Genomic DNA, 17,239 nt, shown 5'->3' with positions numbered 1-17,239 from the left:
CGTTCCGATGCTGACCCGGGACGAGTACCTCGTCGGCTGGTCGGTGGGGCACGGGGTCGTGCCCTCCCGGCTGGTCGCGGGGTGGTTGCGGGCGGCCTACCGGGTGGCTCGCCCGCTGACTCGGCTCGGCGTATCTCCTTCTGCGATAAGCGTTCTGGGAGTGGCGCTGATCGGTGGCGGTGCGTTCGCGGCCGGCCGGTGGCCCGCGCTCGGGGGGCTGCTGATCGCGGCGGGCGGCGTCTGCGACGGGGTGGACGGCGCGGTCGCGCTCGTCGCCGGACGGGCCGGCCGGCGCGGGGCGCTGGTGGACGCCGCGTGCGACCGGGTCGGGGATCTCCTGCTCGGCGTCGGGCTGGCCGCCGCGGGCGCTCCCGGCTGGGTGTGCGGGACGGCGGTGGCCGTCGGGTTCGCGCACGAGGGGGTGCGGGTGGTCGCGCGGCGCCGGAGGCTACGGCTCGGGGTCACGGTGTCGGAGCGCCCGACGCGCGTGATCGTGACGGTGATGTTCCTGGTCGCGGCCGGTCTCGGGGTGCTGGCGGACGCCGGGTGGTGGGCCTCCGCGGGCGCGTGGACGTCGCTGCTGCTGGCGGCCGCGGGGTTGGTCCAGCTCCTGGCCAAGATCACCGCCAGCGCCCGGTGAGTGCGAGTCTCACTCGCATTCGGCGGGCACCAGCGGTGATCTTGAGCGGTCAGGCGCGGGTCAGGGCCTCGTGCACGGCGCGGTAGCGGCGGAACGCCTGCCGCAGCGACTCGGTGTCACCGCCGGCCGATCCGGTGCCGGGCAGCGAGTCGCGCAGCGACTGGATCGCCTGGTCCACGAGCTCCGAAGCCTCCTGGACGCAGCCCGCCGGATCGTCCACGAACCGGCCCTGCAGGTCGGCCCAGGGCCCCGGGTCGGGCAGCGCGGGCAGGTCGGCCGGTTCGGGCACGTCCGGCTCCGCGGCGCCCTCCGGCTCTGCGACGACCGGCTCCTCGGTGACGGGCTCCTCGGCGACCGGTGCTGAAGTGTCCGGCTCGTCGCTGTCCGGCTCGTCGCTGTGCGGCTCGGCGGCGGTCGTGGAGACCGTGGTGACCGCGCCGGTGTCGTCCACGTCGACCACGGGGTCCTCGTCGCGGCCGAGCAGGACGGGGGAGTCCTCGGTTGCCGAACCGTCGTGCGTGACGACGACGTCGGGCTCGTCGACACCGGGCCGGGTCAGGGTCTCGTCACGTTCGCTCATCGGTCGGCCTCCCGCCTCGCCTCGGCCCGTTCCTCGGCCGTCGTCAGGTTCACCCGGTCGGGTTGCTCGTCCAGCCGGTCGTCCGTCCGGCCATCCACTTGCTCGTCAGGGCGCCGGTCCGTGAGTCGGTCCGTCCGGTCGGGCACCGGCTCGCCGACCGCGTCGCCGCGGACCGAATCGTCGCGGACCGAATCGTCACGGACCGCGTCGCCGCGGACCGTGGTCGCGGGGGTCTCGCGGGTGTCGTCGCTGGGGTGCACGAGGGCCACGAACAACGCGCGGTAGTGCACGAAGGACTGCCGCAGGTCCTCGGTGTCGCCCAGTCCGGACTCGCGGTGCCGGTCGTAGGCCGCCTGTGCGTCCCGGTAGTGCTGGACGACGTCCGGGTGGTCGGCGGCCACGAGGGCGGCTCGCTCGTCGAAGTCGTCGACCGGGTAGCCGCGCTCCCGCATCACGGACGTGACCAGCGCCGACGCCGACGCGACGGCCTCGGCCGGGGAGTCGACGAAGTAGGTCTGCACGGCTCCCCAGTCGCGGGTCCAGCGTTGCCGGGAGTCCTCGTCCAGTTCGTGGATGTCCAGCGCGTCGCGCCGCTGGGCGACGTCCCGCAGTTCGCGTTCGGCGGCCCGCGGGTCACCGGTGCGCTCGACGGCCCGGTCGTACTCGGGTCCGAACCGGTGCTGCAGCTGCTGCCGCTGTCTCTGCCGCGTCACGAGCAGCAGGACGCCGATCGCGACCAGGGCGACGACCAGAACGACCAGCCAGTAGATGGGATCCATGGCGTACCTCCTCAGGTCGGCATCGATCCTTGACCCGAACTCGATCACCCGCAGGTCGAGATGTCCGCTCTGTCCAGAATCCCGATCCTGCGTTCGTGCATGATCAACGGGAAGAGGTGTGGTCAGGCCGGGCCGACGAGGTCGGCCACGATCGCCGCCGACAGCGCCACCAGCGGCAGCCCGCCGCCGGGGTGCGCGGACCCGCCGACCAGGAACAACCCGTCGACCGGGCCGCGGTTGGCCGGCCGCAGGAACGCGGCGCGCGGTCCGTTGCTGCTGGTCCCGTAGATCGACCCGCCGCGGGACAGGGTCGCGGCCTCGAGGTCGGCGGGGGTGCGGATCTCGCGCCACAGCACCCGGCCGCGGACGTCGAGACCCCGCCTGGCCATCACGGCCAGCACGTCGTCCGCGTACCGCTCCGCCAGCCCCGGCGCCCGCCAGTCGACCCCGGCCGGCCCGCCGTCGGGGCTGTGGCGGGGGGCGTTCACCAGGACGAAGAGGGCTTCGTGGTCGTCGTCGGGGCGCAGGGCCGGGTCGTCGGGGGCGCTCACGTACACCGTGGGGTCCGGGACCGGTCGGGGGGCGCCCGCGAACGGGCCGGTGCCGAAGACGGCGTCGAACTCGGCGTCGTAGGCGGTCGGGTAGTCGTCGCCGAACAGCACCGTGTGGTGCCGCAGCCCGGGCGTGCGGCCGCGCAACGCCAGCAGCAGGACGAACCCCGACAGCGACGGCGTGGCCCGTCCGGCCCGTCGCCGGGCCGCGCGTGCCGACCGGTCGCCGGCGAGCAGGTCGTCGTACACCTGGGCCGCGTCGGCGTTGGCCACCACCACGTCGGCGGGGACGAACTCGTCCCCCACGAACACCCCGTCGACGCGACCGCCCGCCGTCGAGACCCGCGTGACCCGGGCCGACGTGCGCACCTCCACCTTCCGCTCGAGCGCTCGCGCGTGCACGGCCTCGCCCAGCCGCCGTAACCCGCCCGGCACGTACCAGGCACCGAACCGCTGCTCGACGAACGGCACCGTGGCCAGCGCGGCCGGGGCCCGGCGTGGGTCGGAGCCGGTGTACGTCGCGTAGCGGTCCAGGAACTGGCGCTGCGCAGGGTGTTTCAGGTACTTCGCGCCCAGCTGCCGCAGCGAGGTGAAGGGGGCGACGGTGCGCACGTCACCCGGCCGGGCCAGGCGCAGCAGGGTGCCCAGCCCCTGGAGGGGCGACTCCAGGAACGGCTCACGGGTCAGATCCCAGATGCGGGCCGCGCGCTGCAGGAAGGCGTTCCAGTCGGCCCCCGCCCCCGGCCCCAGAGCGTCGTCCCAGGCCGCGGCGATCCGCGACGTCGACACGTTCGGCAGGTCGAGTTCGAGTGCCGCACCAGAACTGGAGCCGAACCGGTAGTGGCAGGCCGGGTCGACCGGCTGCAGGTCGAGCACCTTCTCCAGCGGCCGGCCGGTCTTCAGGAACAGGTCACGGTACGTCGCCGGCAGCGTCAACAGGCTCGGCCCGGTGTCGAACCCGAAACCGTCCCGGGAGACGAAACCCAGCTTCCCGCCGATGGTCTCGGCCTGCTCGAAGACGGTTACGGAGTGCCCGAGGGTGCCCAGTCGGGCGGCGGCGGCCAACCCGCCCAGACCCGCACCGACCACCGCTACCCGCGCCACGACCGAGCCGCTCCGGGAACGCTCAGCGCACCGGGGTGCCGACGGCGCGGCCCCGCCAGGCCAGCCGCCCGGCCCGGTGCTCGGCGATCGAACGGGCCGTCAGCCAGCCCAGCGCCACGACCGAGGCCGGGTGGGCCAGCGAGTCGGGCAACGACCGGCCCCCGGTCCGCTCGGCCACCAGGTACCGCCCGGCCACGGCCGCCGCGTACCCGCCGAACCCGACCCACGAGCCGGTGAGCGCGGCCAGCGGCGGCATCACGTAGACCAGCCCCAGCCCGGTCATCACGGCCGCGGCACCGGCCGGGGACCCGAACGCCGACCACAACGACTTCCCGTACCCGTCGCGCAGCTGCGGCCAGCTCTCGTACATCCGGCAGGTCGCCAGGCGGGTGCCGTCGACCATCCCGCCCCGGCCACCGGCCGCCTTCACCCGCCGGACCAGGGCCAGGTCGTCCAGCACCGCGTCGCGCACGGCCGCGTGCCCGCCGGCCGCCCGGTAGGCCGCCGCGTCGACCACCAGGAACTGCCCGTTCGCGGCGGACAGCGCCGGGTTCGGGGACGACTCGGCCACGTCGAGCGGCAGCGTCGTCAGGTACGACCACTGCAGCAGCGGCTGCACCAGCCGCTCACCGGCGGTCAGAGCCAGCTGCCGCGGGTACGGCGACACCAGGTCGAGGCCCGCGCCACGCAGCAACCCGACCGCGGCCGCCACGGCGTGCGGGGCGAGCCGGACGTCGGCGTCCACGAACACCAGCACGTCACCGCTCGCCTGCTCGGCGAGCTGGGCGCAGGCGTGCGGCTTGCCCGACCACCCGGGCGGCAGGTCACGCCCCTGCAGCACCCGCACACGCGGATCGGCACCGGCCACCTGGCGCACCAGGTCGGCGGTGCCGTCGCTGGAACCGTCGTCCAGCACCAGGATCTCCAGGTCCGGCACCGCGACCTGCTCCAGCAGCGACGTCAGGCAGGGGCCGACCCGCTGCGCCTCGTCGCGCACCGGCAGCAGCACGCTGACGCGCTCGGTCACGGCGTCCGGCTCGTCCGACGGCACGCGCAGCTTGCGCACGTTGAGCACCGAGTGCACCGTCAACGCGACCGCCGCCAGGCTGCCCGCCCGGGTCGCCGCCCGCCACACCTTCATCGGGTCACCTCCGCCAGGGCCCGGGCCTGCGGTCCGGGGGTCAGCGAACGCAGGTACGGCAGCACGAACAGCCCCAGCCCGACGAACCCGTAGGCCGCCACCGCCGGGCGGTCGAAGAAGGTCAGGTTGCCCACGGTCGAACCCAGCCACGTCCAGCCAAGCACCAGGGCCGGCGCGAGATCGCCCGTCGCGGAGGGGTTCTCCGGCAGCACCGCATCGAGCGCCAGGGTCAGTGCGGAGCCCACCGCGAACCAACCCAGGTAGTTGGTCACCGGCACGTCGGCCACGCCCGGCAGGCCATGGGCCCCGCCCGAGATGGACAGCCACCGCCAGTGCCCGGCCGCCACCATCTGCGGGTCGAGGAACAGGTCCCACCCGGTCAGAGTGCCCCCGCCCAGCAGGGCGCGGGCCGCGCGACCGGTGCCCAGCCGGCGGGCCAGGAGCAGCGCCGGGTAGGCGAGCATCGACCACGCCACCGGCACCAGCACGGGAACCCCGAGCAACTGCGGCCCGAGCCGCCCGTCGCCCGCGTACTCGTACGCGCCGAACGGGAGACCGCTCGTCACCCCGACCGCCTCGACCAGCCCCGTCGCCACCCAGGCCAGCGCGAACACCGCCGCCGCCCGCGTGAGGCCGGCGACCGACGTCGCGTGCGCCAGCCCGGCCGCCGCGAACAGCACCACCCCGGCCACCGTCGCCGCCGTCAACGCCGGACCGGACAGCAGTGGGTACGCGATCTGCGCGACCACCCCTGCCACCGCCAGCGCCGCCGAAGTCATCCCGGAAGTCTAGGAGCCACCCCCGACGCTCACCCGTCGCCCTGCGTACGTGCCCTCGACGCGCCGCACCGCGAACCGGGCGAACAGTTCCTCGGCGTACCAGCGCGACGGGCCGCTCCGCCGGATCGCCTCGGCGTGCGCGGCCCCGCGGTAGGCGAACTCCCGCATCGCCCGCCCCGACTCCCACAGGCTGAACGTGCCCTGCAGCCCGACCGGCGCCTCGCCGATCCCGATCGCCAGCAGCACTCCCGGCGCCGCGTGCAACGCCACGGCGACGGGTGGCACCGCCCGCCAGAACGACAGCGCCCGTACCGGCCGCAGCCGGGCCCGGGTGATCGCGGCGACCGGGCCGCCGTCCTCGCGGGGCACGTCCGCGAGCGCGAGCGGCCCGAACGGCTGCCGCCCCGCCCAGGACCCCCGGCTGGTCACCGGCGCGAGCCGGACGTCCAGGCGTTCGGAGCTGACGTCGTCCCAGCTGCGGTGCACCCGGCCGGCGCGGAAGGCGTCGGCCGCACGCTCGCCGTCCCAGACGCTGAGCAGCGCCCAGTGCCGGGGGTCCGCGTCGCGCGGCGTGAACCGGGCCCCGCGGCCGGTGCCGAGCAGCTTCGCGAAGCGCAGGCCCGGTGCGGCGGCCAGCGGGCGGCGGTGCCGCGCCATCCGGGCCAGGGCGCCGGGGACCGATCCGGGGGGAACGCCCCAGATCGTCAGGTCGACGACCGCCGGGGCGGGGCCCGGTCCGTGGTCACCCTCGGCGCTCGCCGTCACCCGGACAGCCTAGAGGGACGTCGCCCCGCACCGACGCCGGTCAACTCACCGTCCGCGGGGGCCGAGAAGAAGTCGTGCCAGGTCCGCCGATCCGCCTCGCCCGCCTGCGCGGGACGCGGCTCACCGTGCGCCTGACCGTGCTCCTGCTGGTGCCCGTGGCGGCCTTCGGGGCGGTCAGCGCGCGGGTCGCCTACGGCCAGTACTCGGTGCTGGAGCAGGCCGAGGACGTGCAGGCCCAGGCGGAGGAGCTGTCCAGCGTCGGGGGGCTGGCGTACGTGCTGTCCAGCGGCCTGGCGTGGCCCGCGAACCGCGACCAGATCGATCGGGCGCTGGACCAGATCTCGGAACCCGGGCTGCGCGCCTCGCTCACGGAGAAGATCTTCGCGCCCGGCGCCAACCGGATCGCGTCCGAGCGCGAGGTCCTGCGCAGCATGGACACCCTGGGCAGCGAACTGCTGGAGACCAGCGACGGGCTGGCCCACACCTCGGGCGTGCTGCGCCAGGTGATGGCCCTGCAGGCCGCGTACCAGGCCGCGTCGCTGCAGGCCCGCCTGTCGGTCGCGGCCCGAGCCGTGATGGGCGGCCACCGGATCACCGACGGCGAACGGGCCGTCCTGCTGGAGTACCAGGCGCGCTACACCGCCTTCGGCGACACCGTCGTGGCCTTCGGCGGTCCCTCGGTGCAGGACTACTGGAAGCGGATGAGCAGTTCCTCGGCGATGCGCACCCTGAACGCGGTCGTCGACGGCGAGACGCCCGGCCCGCTCACCGCCCGGCAGGTGATGCAGACGACGGCCGCCCTGGAGGTCGAGGACGGCGAACGCGACCGCCTGCACGCCGAGGTCATCAACCTCGCCGCGGCCCAGGTGGCCCGCGACGCCGCGCAGTTGCGCGCCCGCAACGGCCACGCCTTCTACCTGGCCCTGCTGCAGGTCCTGCTGGTCGGCATCGGGATGGCCCTGGCCGCCCTGCTGCTGGCCCGCAGCGTGACCCGCCCGCTGCGCCGGGTCGCCGACCGGGCCCGCCGGATGCAGGACGGTGACCTGGCCGTGCTGCGGACCCACGCCCCGGCCCCGGCCGAGATCGCCATGGTGACGGACGCCTTCGACGACCTGGCCGACAACGTGACGCTGGTCGGGGACCAGCTGGCCGCACTCGCCGCGGGGGAGGTCGAGCACGAGTCCCTGAAGCGCACCGGGTCCGGGCGGATCGGGGCGAACCTGAAGACGTCCGTGCGGCGGCTGACCCGCTCGCTCGAGGCGCGCGCCGAACTCGAGAGCCAGCTGCGTCACGAGTCGACCCACGACCGGCTCAGCGGCCTGCTGAACCGGTCGTCGGCGATCGTCGCGCTGGAGCAGGGTGTGGCCCGCGTGCACCGGGTCGGAGGTGGGCTGGCCGTGCTCAGCATCGACCTCGACGGGCTGAACCGGGTGAACGCGACCTTCGGGCACGCGACCGGCGACGAGGTGCTGCGCCAGGTGGCCGGGCGGATCGCCGCCTCGGTGCGGGGCGGCGACATCGTCGCCCGGCTCGGCGCCGACGAGTTCGTGGTGATCGCCGAGGTCGACGGGATCGCCGAGGCGGTGGAACTGGCCGAGCGGGTCGTCGAGACCATCGCGACGACGAGCGTCCAGCCGATCTCCGGGCCGGGGCCGGCGGTGGCCGGCGCCGGTGCGGCCCCGGTGTCGGTGGGGGGCAGCGTCGGGATCGGCATCACCCTCGACGGCCTGGCCACCCCGGCGGAGCTGATGCGGGACGCCGAGGCTGCGGTGCGCCGGGCCAAGGCCGGCGGTGGCAACCGGATCGACGTGTTCGACGAGGCCCTGCGCCGCCAGTTGGCCTACCGCTCCAGCGTCGAGTCGGCGCTGTCCGCGGCCATGGAGCGCGGCGACCTGCGACTCGTGTACCAGCCGATCACCGACACGTCGGGCCGGGTGGCCGGGCTCGAGGCACTGTGCCGGTGGGTCGACCCGGAGCTCGGCGAGGTGCCGCCCACGACGTTCGTCGGGATCGCCGAGACCTCCACGCTGGTGGTCGAACTCGATCGCTGGGTGTTCAAGGAGGCCGCCCGGCAGATGGCCCGCTGGCAGGCCGACGGCCTGCTGAAGGGCGCGTACCTGTCGGTGAACCTGTCCGGCCGGCATCTGCTCGACCCCGGTGTCGTGGGCGATGTGCAGGAGGCTCTCGACAGCTCCGGGCTGGACCCGGCGCGCCTGGTGGTGGAGATCACCGAGACCGTGCTGCTCGACGACTTCCTGCTCGCCGCCGACCATCTCGAGCAGCTGCGCCGGCTCGGCGTGCGGGTCGCCGTCGACGACTTCGGCACCGGGTTCACCTCCGTCGCGCACCTGCAGAAGCTGCCGGTGGACGTGCTGAAGATGGACCGTTCGTTCATCGTCGACCTGGGCACCGAACGCGGTCGCTCGCTGGTGCGGCTGATGGTCGACATGGCCGCGACGCTCCACCTCGGTCTGGTCGCCGAGGGTGTGGAGACCTCCGAGCAGCTCAAGCAGCTGCGCGCGATGGACTGCCCGCTGATCCAGGGCCACCTGTTGGGCCGGCCGATGGTGCCGGACCAGTTGCGTCGCTGGGCCTCGACCGCGGACCTGCTGCCCGCGGTCTAACCTGCGGTGTCGTGGGTGTGCTGGACGACGTCGAGGTGGTGGGGGTCTACGCGCTCCCGCTGACCGAACGGTTCCGGCGTACCGACGTCCGCGAGGGCGTGCTGCTGCGCGGGCCCGCCGGCTGGGGCGAGTTCTGCCCGTTCCCCGAGTACTCCGACGCGGCGTGCGTGCCGTGGTTGGCCGGTGCCCTGGAGGCCGCCACGGTGGGCTGGCCCGCCCCGGTGCGCGACGTCGTCCCGGTGAACTGCATCGTGCCCGCGGTTGCGCCGGCCCGGGCCGCCGAGCTGGTGCGGGCCTCGGGCTGCGCGACCGCGAAGGTGAAGGTCGCCGACCCCGGGCAGACGCTCGCGGACGACGTCGCGCGGGTCGCCGCCGTGCGCGCGGCCCTGGGGGCGGCCGGTGCGGTGCGGGTCGACGCCAACGGGGCGTGGTCGGTCGCCGGCGCGGTCGAGGCGGTCACGGTGCTGGACGACGCCGCGGGCGGGCTGGAGTACGTCGAGCAGCCGTGCGCCTCGGTCGAGGAGCTGGCCGCCGTGCGCCGGTCGGTGTCGGTGCCGGTCGCGGCGGACGAGTCGATCCGGCTGGCATCCGACCCGTTGACGGTGGCGCTGGCCGGGGCCGCCGATGTCGCGGTGATCAAATGCCTGCCCCTGGGCGGGGTCTCGGCCGCCCTGGCCGTGGCGGAGGCCTGCGGGCTGCCGGTCGTGGTGTCGTCGGCGCTGGAGTCGAGCGTCGGGCTGGCCGCGTCGGTCGCGCTCGCCGCGGCCCTGCCGTCGTTGCCGTTCGCGTGCGGTTTGGGCACGGTGTCGCTGTTCGCGCGGGACTCCGTCCCGGCCGAAGCGTCGCTGCGGCCCTTGGGGGGTGCGTTGTCGGTCGCCGCGCCCGTGCCGACGGCCGCGTCGCTGGCCGCGGCGCTCACGTCGGACGACGGGCGCCGGGCCTGGTGGACGGCGCGCCTCGAGCGGGTCGCATCCCTTCTGGATGCCCCGTGAGCGAGCTGGAGGCGGAGGCCTGGCACGAGGACCTGGCGCTGCCCGGATCGGTTCTGGACGGCGCGACGCTGGCGGGGGCGTCGTTCGTCGACTGCTCGTTCTCGGGTGGGTCCGCGGCCGGCGCCGACCTGTCCCGGACGATCTGGCGCGGTGGCGGTCTGTCCGGCCTGCGCCTGGTCACGGCGAAGCTGATGCGGGCCCAGTTGACCCGCGTCACGCTGGAGGACTGCGCGCTGTCGGGGGTCGACCTGTCGGTGTCGACGTGGCGGAACGTGACCCTGCGCGGGTGCCTGCTCGAGGTCGTCAACCTGCGCCAGAGTGCTCTGGACACGGTGGTTTTCGAGGACTGCACGCTACGCGAGGTGACCTTCGGCTCGGCCCGCCTGTCCGGTCTGCGGTTCCCGGGCTGCCGGGTCGAACGGCTCGACCTGACCGACGCCCGGCTGTCGGCGGTCGACCTGCGCGGTGCCTCGGTGGAGATCGCCGCCGGGTTCGACCGCCTGCGCGGAGCGGTGATCAATACGGGTCAGCTGATGTCGCTCGCGCCGGCCCTGGCCGCCCATCTCGGCATCACCGTCGACTGAGCTTTGCTCTGAACGCCAATTGGCATCACTGCCGGCCGTCGGACAGTGGGGTAGTTCTGCGCCCTCCCAGGGGGTCGGAACTACCCCGATCAGTGATCGACGACTGCTCGGGGGCTCATGGGCTCGACTGCGCCGCCCGTGTCATGACCGCCGCCGCGGCGGGTAGCCGAACAGCACGAGGCTCAGCAGGCCGAGGATGCCCGGGATCAGGAGTAGCGCCATGGTCGCGCTCTCGTGCCGTTCGGTGGCGTACTCCCCGTCGACCTGGAGCGGCACCGTGCCGCCCGGCTCGATCCAGTGCGGCACTTCGACGTCGTCCTCGTGCTGGCGGCCGCCGGAGGACCACCGCGTCCGGCAGACCGTGTGGTTCATCGAGTAGCGGCCGGTGGAGGGGCGGAAATCGCACCGGACGACGGTGCCGGTCACGGGGGAGTCGAAGAGGGCCGCGGCGGCGACCCCACCGACGAGCAGGGCGACGAGACTCAGGGCCAGGACGAACCAGAAGCTGGGGCGGTCCCACCGGCGCGGCGACCAGATCCCTCCGTGGCCCAGGTTCCTCGTGTGCTTCGGCACGGCCAGCGGCGAGCGGCCGTTCACGCGGGTCACCGGGACATTCTGCGGGTGGAGGGCCGGACAGCGGGTGGTTGTGGGGTAGTTCTGCGCCCTCCCAGGGGCCGCGATCTACCCCGCTGCTCAGGTCGGGTCCGGCGATTCGGCCTGCTCCGCGGGGGCACCCCGGTAGTGGAGGTAGTCGATGCTCATCAGCGCGACGATCCCCACCCCGGCGAGACCGCCCACGACCAGGCCCATCAGTGTCGCGTACCGGACGACCTGGCCCTTCGGAGGCGGCGGTGAGGTCATGCGTCGTCCCACTCGTCGCGCAGTTCCTTGCGCAGCACGTCGGCCTGGACGATCAGTGCACCCAGCAACTCCTCCCGGTTCAGCCGCGAGGTGGTCCGGTAGGCCCAGGTGACGTCGCCCTCGTCGTCGAGGCACTTGACCAGGACGAAGGCTTCGAGCGGCGTCCAGCCGGGCTCCAGGGGGTGGACCTCCAGCCCGGGAAGGGTGTCGGCCAAGGGGTGCCGCTCGTCCGGCCCCGCCTTTCCCTCGTGCCCGCTCATGGCCGGAAACGTAGCCCCGAGAACGCGGCGCGAACAGTGGATTTCCGCTCTGCCACCGCATCACTGGGTGGATCTTCGTGGGCTCCGGGCTGCGCAGATCCACCCGATCTTCGACCGGTCAGGGTTCGCGGTAGTCGGCGGCCAGGTCCTCGGGGGCGCGCATCCGCCAGGCGTCGGTCACGAGTTCGTGCAGCCGGGGCAGGTCGATCTCGGCGAGGCGGACCATGACCAGCGGTTGGTCGCCGTAGCCGGGGGCGGTGAAGAACAGGTCGGGTTCGCCGAGCAGGAGCGCCTGCTTCTCGTCCTCGTCGCCGACGTACAGCACGGCGACGTCGGTGCGGATGCGGCGCGGTCGACCGGGTTCGCGCTCGGGGTAGGACCAGATGAAACCGTGCCCGCCGACGCGGAAGTCGAACCCCTTCGAGGCGATCTCCTCGACATGCGGCAACCCCAGCGCGAGCCGGCGGACGTCGTCGGCGTCGACCATCGCCCACTCCGATCTCGAGAGGGCCGCGTTTCCGATTGACGGACCGCGGGGGCCCCGGTGTACATTCGAACTGTTCGAACACGTGTTCGAAAAGGGGAGGTTCGGGTGGCTCGGCGGATCGGTGAGGCAGTGGCGGTACGGCTCGCACAGGATGTCACGTCCGGCGCCGGGGCCGGGGTGGCACCCGCGTCGTTCATCTGGCGCGACCGGGTCTACGTCGTCCGTGAGGTGCTCGGCTACTGGCGCGAGCGGCAGGCCTGGTGGAACGCGCCCGCGGTCCGCGCCGCCGCGGTCGGGGAGGACCTCCCGATGGCCGTCGGCGCGGAGGGGCAGGCGCTCAAGGTCGCGGTCGACCACGAGCGCGAGGTGTGGCGCGTGGAGGCGCGCGGGCCCCGGACTGTCGGTGCCGGCGTGTACGACATCTCCCGTGAGACGACCCGGGGCACCGACGGCGAGGGCTGGCGCCTGCTGGCCGTCGCCGACTGAAGACGTGGGCGCCGATGTGCCCGGAACGGGCCGACCCTCCGGATCGTCCAGAAGAGCAAGAGCAGGACGAGCAGGCACTCAGGTCCAGCACACCTGATTCGCAGCAACCCTTCACCGACCCACGGGAGCGTGGGCGACGCACCACCGACGACGAGGAGGACGACATGTCGGCCACCACCCTGGAGCGACCGCCCGTCTCCACCGCTGCGCGCATGCTGCTCGAACGCTCCCGCGCCGGTCTGCTGTCGGCCTGCGCCGCCCGCACCCCCGGCGAGCGGTACGTCACCGCGCACCTCGCCGCCCTGCGCGCCGCCGCCGCGGTACTCGCGGTCCGCAGCCGGCCCGGTGGTCGCGGCGGTCCGCGCAGCGTCTGGGAGGTGCTGCCCCGCGTGGCCCCCGAAATGGGGGAGTGGGCCACGTTCTTCGCCTCCACCGCCGCCCGTCGGGCCGCCATCGAGGCGGGGCGCGCCTACGTGGTCAGCGGCCGTGACGCCGACGACCTGCTGCGGGACGCCGAGGCGTTCCACCACCTGGTCGAGTCCGCCCTCGGCCTGCCCTACCAGCAGGTGCTCCCCATCGACCTGCCCAGCTGCGAGTAGCCATCCTCAGTCGGGTGCGAACGAAAGGCCGGTCATGTCAGAGCCTTTCGTCCACCTGCACGTCGCTTCGGGGTACTCGCTACGGCACGGGGCGACCAGCCCCGGCGCGCTCGTGGCCCGCGCGGCCGAACTCGGCATGGACGCCCTCGCCCTGACCGACCGCGACGGCCTCTACGGGGCGGTCAAGTTCGTCCAGGCCTGCGAGAAGAACGGCGTCGCCCCGATCCTCGGCGTCGACCTGGCGGTCGAACCACTCGATCTGGACCAGGACGACGCCGCCCCCCGCTACGCGACCGTCACCCGGGCGGTGCGCAAGGCTCCCGTCCGGGGCGGGGCCGCGGTCGACCCCCGGCACCCGCGGGTCACGGTCCTGGCGCTGGCCGACCTCGTAGCCCGCCGCGCGATCAGCGGTCCGGACGACGGTCCGCGCCCGCCGGGTGTCGGCTGGGCCCGGTTGTGCCGGCTGGTCTCGGCCGCCCACGCGCGCGGCGAACGCGGCACCCCGGTGGCCGACGTCGACCTCGTCACGCGGCACGCCGCCCACCCGGAGCACCCCGAGGTCGCGGCGCTCGTGGTGCTGCTGGGCCCGGCCTCCGACGTCGGGCGCGCGCTGCTGGCCGGGCGCCCCGACCGGGCGGCCGCCCTGCTGCGACGGTGGCGTGCGCTGCTGCCGGCCGGCGCTCTGGCCGTCGAGGTGGTGAACCACCGCGGTCCGCGCGGGGCGCTCGCGGGCCGCGCGCACGCCGTCCAGCTGCTCACGCTGGCCCGCCAGGTGGGCGTGCCCGCCGTCCTGACCAACGTCGTCCGACACCTCGAACCCGACGGCGCGGTGGTCGCCGACGTCCTCGACGCCGCCCGGCGGCTCGTCCCGCTGAACGCCCGACACCTCGACAGCACCACCGCCGAGGGCTATCTCGCCGGTACCGATGAGATGGTCGCCCGGGCGGTCGAGATCGCCGACGCCCTGGGCGGAGGGGGCGGTCGGGACGAGGCGCGGTTGCTGCTGGCCCACACGCGGTCGCTGGCGATGCGGTGCCGTCTGGTGCCCAAGGTCGACCTCGGCCTGGGCAGCGCGCAGTACCCCGAGCTGCACACGCTGCGCCTGGCCGACAAGGAGGACGCGCGGCGCACCCTGCGGGAGAGCTGCGAGCACCAGGTCCTGACCCGTTATCCGCACGCCGACGAGAGCTTCCGGCGGCGGGTCCACGAGCGGCTGGACCAGGAGCTGGGGGTGATCGAGGAACTCGACATCCCCGAGTACTTCCTCGCTGTGCAGCGGGTCTGCGAGCTGATCCGGGACAAGCTCGGTGGCCGGGTCGCGGCCCGCGGCTCCGGCGCCGGCAGCCTGGTCAACTACCTGCTGAACATCTCCGGCGTCGACCCGCTGCAGCACCGCCTGCTGATGGAACGGTTCCTCACCACCCGGCGGGCGGTCCTGCCCGACATCGACCTGGACGTCGAGTCGCACCGGCGCGAGGACATCTACCGCGAGATCCTGCGCGAGTTCGGCGACGAGCGGGTCACCTGCGTCTCGATGATGGACACCTACCGGGTCCGGCACGCGGTGCGTGACGTCGGCGCCGCGCTCGGCCTGCCGCCCGGCGAGGTCGACACCATCGCCAAGGCGTTCCCGCACATCCGCGCCAAGGACGCCCGTTTCGCCGTCGCCGAGCTGCCCGAGCTGCGTTCCGCCGGTCTCGACTCCCCGCGCCTGCAGCTGCTCTTCGAGCTGGTCGAGAGGCTCGACGGGCTGCCCCGGCACATCGCCCTGCACCCGTGCGGGGTGGTGCTGTCCAACGCCCAGCTGCTCGACCGCACCCCGGTCGAGGCCAGCTGGCAGGGCTTCCCGATGAGCCAGTTCGACAAGGACGACGTCGAGCTGATGGGCATGATCAAGCTGGACGTGCTCGGCATCCGGATGCAGTCGGCGATGGCGCACGCCGTCCAGGAGGTCGAGCGGCTCGGCGGGCCGGCCATCGAGCTCGACGACATCCCGCTGGACGACGAGCCGACGTTCGAGATGATCCGCAGCACCCGGACTCTCGGCTGCTTCCAGATCGAGTCGCCCGGGCAGCGGGAGCTGATCGGCAAGTTCGGCCCCGAGACCTTCGACGACCTGATCATCGACATCTCGCTGTACCGACCGGGCCCGGTGCAGTCGGACATGATCACGCCGTTCCTGCGCGCCCGGCAGGGTTTCGACGACGTCGAGTACCTGCACCCGGCCCTGAAGGACGCGTTGGAGAGCACGGCCGGGGTCGTCGTCTTCCACGAGCAGGTGATCGAGATCATCGCCGCGGTGACCGGCTGCCCGCTCGACGTCGCCGACGAGGCGCGCCGCGCGATGGGCTCGCCGCAGGGCCAGGCGACGGTCCGGGAGTGGTTGCAGCGCAATACCTTACCCACGTTCGACGAACCCACCCGGCGGCGCATCTGGGACCTGCTGGTCGCGTTCGCGTCGTTCGGCTTCTGCAAGGCGCACGCCGCCGCCTTCGCGCTGCCCACCTACCAGTCGGCGTGGTTGAAGACCCACCACCCGGCGGCGTTCCTGGCCGGGGTGCTGACCCACGACCCGGGCATGTACCCGAAGCGGCTGATCCTCGACGACGCCCGCAACCTCGGCATCGCCGTCCTCCCGCTCGACGTGAACGCCTCGGACGGCACCTACCGGGTGGAGCGGGTCGACCACGCCGAGAGCGGGTACGGCATCCGGCTCTCCCTCGCCGATGTGAAGGGCATCAGCGACGAGCAGGTGGCCTCGGTCGTGGCCAACCACCCGTACCACTCGCTGGCCGACTTCTGGCAGCGGGCCGAGGTCGACCGCCCGGTGGTCGAACGGCTCGTCCTGGCCGGCGGTTTCGACTCGGTCTACGGGTTGGTCCCCGAGCTGACCGGCGCCGGCCTGACCAACCGCACCCTGCCCACCCGCCGCGACCTGCTGCTGCAGCTGGGCGACCTGGACCGGTGGACGCCGCGCCGCTCGCGCGGCGGTCAGCTCGCCTTCGACCTCGCCGGGCTGCTCGAGGAACCGGACGAGCAGGAGCAGGTGGACGACGTCCGCCCCGCGGGCGGGTCCGTCACCGACACCCGCCGCAGCGGATTGCCCGAGCTGACGGACGGCGAGCGCCTGCGGATCGAGCTCGACGTCCTGGGCCTGGACGCCAGCCGGCACGTGATGGACTTCTACGCGCCGATGCTGGAGTCGCTGGGCGTCACCCGCGCCCCCGACCTGCTGTCCCGGCGCAGCCGGTCCGAGCTGTTGGTGGCCGGGGTGAAGGTGGCCACGCAGACGCCACCGATCCGGGGCGGCCGCCGGGTCGTGTTCCTCACCCTCGACGACTCCAGCGGCCCGGTCGACGCGACGTTCTTCGAGGACGTGCAGGGGCACTACGCGGGCACGGTGTTCCACTCCTGGCTGCTGCTGGTGCGCGGCGTGCTGCGCAAGGCCGGGCGGCGCGGGGTCAGCCTGCGGGCCACCGGGGCGTGGGAGCTGCCGGTGCTGTGGGAGATCTGGTCGGAGGCCGGCCGCGACGCCGTCCTGGAACTGCTGCGCACCGAACCCGGTGCCGGGGATCCGTGGCGGCGCACCTCCCGGACCCCGGCCGGCCTGCCGGCCACGACGTTCGGCGGCGGGGTCGCCGTCCCCGGGGCCCCGCCCGTCAACTGGGAGATCGCGGCGGGCCTGCCCGCGGGGGACCGGGCCGCCCTCGCGGCGGCCTACGTCGACCCGGGCTCCGGCTCGGCGCCCGAGGAGCCGGCGCGCCGGGCCGGGGGGATGGGCGGCGGGTTGGGCCACACCCGCGTGCTGGTGCACGCGAGCGGGTTCCGGCAGTCGCCGTACGCCGACCTCGCCCCGCCCGGTGACGACGTCAAGGACACCCGCCGGGTCAGCCGCGTGAACGGTGCGAACGCGGCCCGGCCCGACCGCTCGGCGCCGCGCAAGCTGTGGCACTCCAGCCCGGGCAGTTCCGGTGGCTGAACCCGATGGCCGCGGTTCTGTCGGTGCG

Annotated in this window: 17 protein-coding genes; 7 read left to right on the top strand and 10 right to left on the bottom strand. The window is 74.0% G+C overall.

Annotated elements, in window-relative coordinates; all coding sequences use genetic code 11:
• The first annotated feature begins 7 nt into the window (after window positions 1-7).
• Window positions 8-640, top strand: coding sequence for a CDP-alcohol phosphatidyltransferase family protein (locus ACIB24_RS20460; protein ID WP_398284034.1), 633 nt, complete (start codon window positions 8-10; stop codon window positions 638-640).
• A gap of 49 nt (window positions 641-689) precedes the next feature.
• Here the strand turns inward: ACIB24_RS20460 and ACIB24_RS20455 are convergent, their stop codons facing one another.
• The 6 genes from ACIB24_RS20455 to ACIB24_RS20430 form a co-directional block, all read right to left on the bottom strand.
• Window positions 690-1,220 carry a hypothetical protein gene (locus tag ACIB24_RS20455; protein WP_398284033.1) on the bottom strand — a complete coding sequence of 177 codons (531 nt, stop codon included), beginning with the start codon at window positions 1,218-1,220 and terminating at the stop codon, window positions 690-692.
• Complete coding sequence (locus ACIB24_RS20450; protein ID WP_398284032.1) at window positions 1,217-1,999, bottom strand: hypothetical protein; 783 nt, start codon at window positions 1,997-1,999, stop codon at window positions 1,217-1,219. The genes ACIB24_RS20455 and ACIB24_RS20450 overlap by 4 nt, the downstream gene beginning before the upstream one ends.
• A gap of 122 nt (window positions 2,000-2,121) precedes the next feature.
• Window positions 2,122-3,654, bottom strand: coding sequence for a phytoene desaturase family protein (locus ACIB24_RS20445; protein WP_398284031.1), 1,533 nt, complete (start codon window positions 3,652-3,654; stop codon window positions 2,122-2,124).
• A gap of 22 nt (window positions 3,655-3,676) precedes the next feature.
• Entirely contained in the window at window positions 3,677-4,795 is a 1,119-nt protein-coding gene (locus ACIB24_RS20440) for a glycosyltransferase (protein WP_398284030.1), read from the bottom strand.
• Window positions 4,792-5,574 (bottom strand): carotenoid biosynthesis protein, encoded by a 783-nt coding sequence (locus ACIB24_RS20435; RefSeq protein ID WP_398284029.1) that lies wholly within the window; start codon window positions 5,572-5,574, stop codon window positions 4,792-4,794. The genes ACIB24_RS20440 and ACIB24_RS20435 overlap by 4 nt, the downstream gene beginning before the upstream one ends.
• 9 nt (window positions 5,575-5,583) lie before the next feature.
• Window positions 5,584-6,339, bottom strand: a complete 756-nt coding sequence (locus tag ACIB24_RS20430; protein ID WP_398284028.1) for a monooxygenase — start codon at window positions 6,337-6,339, stop codon at window positions 5,584-5,586.
• Between the two features lie 74 nt (window positions 6,340-6,413).
• On the opposite strand from ACIB24_RS20430, the gene ACIB24_RS20425 reads away from it, so the two are divergent.
• The 3 genes from ACIB24_RS20425 to ACIB24_RS20415 are packed head-to-tail and all read left to right on the top strand — an operon-like array spanning window position 6,414 to window position 10,539.
• Window positions 6,414-8,963, top strand: a complete 2,550-nt coding sequence (locus ACIB24_RS20425; RefSeq protein ID WP_398284027.1) for a putative bifunctional diguanylate cyclase/phosphodiesterase — start codon at window positions 6,414-6,416, stop codon at window positions 8,961-8,963.
• Window positions 8,964-8,980: 17 nt separating this feature from the next.
• Window positions 8,981-9,955 (top strand): o-succinylbenzoate synthase, encoded by a 975-nt coding sequence (locus tag ACIB24_RS20420; protein ID WP_398284130.1) that lies wholly within the window; start codon window positions 8,981-8,983, stop codon window positions 9,953-9,955.
• Entirely contained in the window at window positions 9,952-10,539 is a 588-nt protein-coding gene (locus tag ACIB24_RS20415) for a pentapeptide repeat-containing protein (RefSeq protein ID WP_398284026.1), read from the top strand. Before ACIB24_RS20420 ends, ACIB24_RS20415 begins: the two co-directional genes overlap by 4 nt.
• Before the next feature lie 141 nt (window positions 10,540-10,680).
• Here the strand turns inward: ACIB24_RS20415 and ACIB24_RS20410 are convergent, their stop codons facing one another.
• From ACIB24_RS20410 to ACIB24_RS20395, 4 genes are all read right to left on the bottom strand, one after another.
• The gene (locus ACIB24_RS20410; protein WP_398284025.1) at window positions 10,681-11,145 is read right to left on the bottom strand and encodes a hypothetical protein; all 465 of its coding nucleotides are present in this window, start codon (window positions 11,143-11,145) and stop codon (window positions 10,681-10,683) included.
• 87 nt (window positions 11,146-11,232) lie between these two features.
• Window positions 11,233-11,400 (bottom strand): hypothetical protein, encoded by a 168-nt coding sequence (locus tag ACIB24_RS20405; protein ID WP_398284024.1) that lies wholly within the window; start codon window positions 11,398-11,400, stop codon window positions 11,233-11,235.
• A complete protein-coding gene (locus ACIB24_RS20400) occupies window positions 11,397-11,660 on the bottom strand; it encodes a hypothetical protein (protein ID WP_398284023.1) in 264 nt (87 codons plus the stop codon). The genes ACIB24_RS20405 and ACIB24_RS20400 overlap by 4 nt, the downstream gene beginning before the upstream one ends.
• Before the next feature lie 118 nt (window positions 11,661-11,778).
• Window positions 11,779-12,147: an MmcQ/YjbR family DNA-binding protein gene (locus tag ACIB24_RS20395; protein WP_398284022.1), complete on the bottom strand. Its 369-nt coding sequence runs from the start codon at window positions 12,145-12,147 to the stop codon at window positions 11,779-11,781.
• Window positions 12,148-12,252: 105 nt separating this feature from the next.
• Here ACIB24_RS20395 and ACIB24_RS20390 point away from each other — a divergent pair, with 105 nt between their 5' ends.
• The 3 genes from ACIB24_RS20390 to ACIB24_RS20380 all read left to right on the top strand — a co-directional run bounded on the left by ACIB24_RS20390 (window position 12,253) and on the right by ACIB24_RS20380 (window position 17,211).
• Window positions 12,253-12,633: a DUF6504 family protein gene (locus ACIB24_RS20390; protein WP_398284021.1), complete on the top strand. Its 381-nt coding sequence runs from the start codon at window positions 12,253-12,255 to the stop codon at window positions 12,631-12,633.
• A gap of 164 nt (window positions 12,634-12,797) precedes the next feature.
• Window positions 12,798-13,232 (top strand): SAV_6107 family HEPN domain-containing protein, encoded by a 435-nt coding sequence (locus ACIB24_RS20385; RefSeq protein ID WP_398284020.1) that lies wholly within the window; start codon window positions 12,798-12,800, stop codon window positions 13,230-13,232.
• A gap of 34 nt (window positions 13,233-13,266) precedes the next feature.
• Window positions 13,267-17,211, top strand: a complete 3,945-nt coding sequence (locus ACIB24_RS20380) for a DNA polymerase III subunit alpha (protein WP_398284019.1) — start codon at window positions 13,267-13,269, stop codon at window positions 17,209-17,211.
• The last annotated feature ends 28 nt before the right edge of the window (window positions 17,212-17,239 follow it).

Origin of the sequence: Spongisporangium articulatum, assembly GCF_044465595.1 — a bacterium.
Lineage (GTDB): Bacteria > Actinomycetota > Actinomycetes > Actinomycetales > Kineosporiaceae > Spongisporangium > Spongisporangium articulatum.
The sequence above is the reverse complement of the archived record's forward strand: the minus strand, read 5'-3'. Positions and strand labels throughout refer to the sequence as shown.

What these genes read in the sequence shown, in the direction of transcription:
- ACIB24_RS20400 (WP_398284023.1), bottom strand. Translation starts at nt 11,660, where the DNA reads ATGAGCGGGCACGAGGGAAAGGCGGGGCCGGACGAGCGGCACCCCTTG.
- ACIB24_RS20380 (WP_398284019.1), top strand. Translation starts at nt 13,267, where the DNA reads ATGTCAGAGCCTTTCGTCCACCTGCACGTCGCTTCGGGGTACTCGCTA.
- ACIB24_RS20435 (WP_398284029.1), bottom strand. Translation starts at nt 5,574, where the DNA reads ATGACTTCGGCGGCGCTGGCGGTGGCAGGGGTGGTCGCGCAGATCGCG.
- ACIB24_RS20450 (WP_398284032.1), bottom strand. Translation starts at nt 1,999, where the DNA reads ATGGATCCCATCTACTGGCTGGTCGTTCTGGTCGTCGCCCTGGTCGCG.
- ACIB24_RS20395 (WP_398284022.1), bottom strand. Translation starts at nt 12,147, where the DNA reads ATGGTCGACGCCGACGACGTCCGCCGGCTCGCGCTGGGGTTGCCGCAT.
- ACIB24_RS20440 (WP_398284030.1), bottom strand. Translation starts at nt 4,795, where the DNA reads ATGAAGGTGTGGCGGGCGGCGACCCGGGCGGGCAGCCTGGCGGCGGTC.
- ACIB24_RS20405 (WP_398284024.1), bottom strand. Translation starts at nt 11,400, where the DNA reads ATGACCTCACCGCCGCCTCCGAAGGGCCAGGTCGTCCGGTACGCGACA.
- ACIB24_RS20385 (WP_398284020.1), top strand. Translation starts at nt 12,798, where the DNA reads ATGTCGGCCACCACCCTGGAGCGACCGCCCGTCTCCACCGCTGCGCGC.
- ACIB24_RS20460 (WP_398284034.1), top strand. Translation starts at nt 8, where the DNA reads ATGCTGACCCGGGACGAGTACCTCGTCGGCTGGTCGGTGGGGCACGGG.
- ACIB24_RS20455 (WP_398284033.1), bottom strand. Translation starts at nt 1,220, where the DNA reads ATGAGCGAACGTGACGAGACCCTGACCCGGCCCGGTGTCGACGAGCCC.